Source organism: Mesorhizobium sp. M7A.F.Ca.MR.362.00.0.0 (assembly GCF_004023175.1).
In the GTDB taxonomy this organism is placed as follows: domain Bacteria; phylum Pseudomonadota; class Alphaproteobacteria; order Rhizobiales; family Rhizobiaceae; genus Mesorhizobium.
The window spans coordinates 1-1,616 of the sequence record NZ_RZTF01000700.1; the positions used below are offsets into that span (position 1 = coordinate 1).

The following is a 1,616-nucleotide window of genomic DNA, read 5'->3' on the forward strand; positions in this document are numbered from 1 at the left end:
GTCGGAAGCAGCGCTGCCGATGCGAGCCGAGAAGAAGAAGCCGGAGAGCGCCACCAGCACCGAGCATAAGACATAGGCGCTGAACAAGATGAAGCGCACATTGATGCCGGCATTGTAGGCAGAGCGGCGCGCGCCGCCGACCGCGAACAACCGCCAGCCATAGCGGGCGCGCGACAGCACGAGATGGATGATCAGCGCGATGACGACGAAGACCACAAAGGATGTCGGCACGCCCCAGATCGTGCCGAAACCAAGGAAATCATAGGCCGGCGAATCCGAACCGCTGGTGACGATCCGCGTCGAGACCTGCGGGAAGACGATGTCGAAGGTCGAGCGGTAGATGATGAGCGTCACCAGCGTGGTGAGAAAGGCCCGCATGCGCAGGAAGCCAACCAGGAAGCCGTTGATGGCGCCGCAGACGACGCCGAGGCCCAGGCACGCCAGAAGGCCGGTACCAAAGCTCCACTGCTCGACATTCATGCCATACAGCGTGACCAACACGGCGAGCGCGAAGGTCGACCCGACCGACAGATCGATGCCGCCCGACACCATGACGATGGTCATGCCGAGCACCACCAGGCCAAGCTCGGCGGTCTGGCCGCTGAGATTGGTCAGCGTCGCCAGATCGAAGAAGCCCGGCACGATCGAGCCGAAGATCGCGCACAAAATGACCAGCGCCGTAAAGGGGATGACGCTGTCGATCCACTTCTTGGTCAGGATCTCCCCGACCACGTGGTCGTGGAGCAGGCGGTAGCGCCAGCGCACAAGGCTTTCGGCCATGCTCATCAAGGAAGTCCGTTACTTGAGCTCGTCCAGCTTCCAGCAATTCCTGCCGGTCGCATTGGCCTTGTCGACGCGGGTGATCGGACCGAAGAAGATGGTCTTCTCGCTACCCGCTTGCCGGCCGGACTGCTGCAGCAGCTCGGAAATCTGCTGTGCGGCGATCTCGGCCTGGATCGGGGCATTAAAGTTGAAGATCACGTCGAGCAGCCCGTTCTTGATGCTCTCGCAGCCCGTGGCGCTGCCGGCGCCATTGGTAACGATCGTCACCTGGTCCTGCTTGCCGGCGGCCGCGACGGCGGCGCCTGCGCCGACCTCGGCATTGTCCCAGATGCCCATGATGCCGCACAGGTCCGGATGCTGCTGGAGGACCGTCTCGGTGATCTGGCGGGCCTTTTCGCTCATGTAATCGGCCGGCTGGTCGGAGACGAGCTGCAGCTCGGGATTGGCCTTCAGCACCTCGTCGATGCCGGTGCGCATGTAGATGTTGGCGGCGCCCGTCTGGACACCGGCGAGCCAGACCACCTTGTGCGAGACGGCATTGGGGCCGGTGCAGTGTTTGGCCAGTTCGCCCATTTCGAGACGGCCCATTTCGATCCAGTCGTTGCCTACATAACTGTCGGTCTGGGTGGCCGACTGCATGTTGACTTGCAGCACCTTGATGCCGGCCGCCTGCGCCTGTTTCAACAGGCGTGCGTAGGTCTGGACATCGGGGTTCTGCACGATGATCAGGTCCGGCTTCTCGGCGATGGCGCCCTGCATGGCGCGGATGCCGGCATTGGTGTCGCCGGAGGGATCGCGCACTTCAAGGCTGAAGCCGTAGCGTGCCGCGTGAC

At 63.2% G+C, this 1,616-nt stretch carries 2 protein-coding genes; both read right to left on the minus strand.

The window, feature by feature from the left end; all coding sequences use genetic code 11:
* Positions 1-786, minus strand: a 786-nt coding sequence (locus EOC06_RS36940; protein ID WP_164898989.1) for an ABC transporter permease, incomplete at its 3' end; no start/stop codon positions are given.
* Between the two features lie 12 nt (positions 787-798).
* Positions 799-1,616 (minus strand): sugar ABC transporter substrate-binding protein (locus EOC06_RS36945; RefSeq protein ID WP_164898990.1); only part of this gene is annotated, 818 nt, incomplete at its 5' end.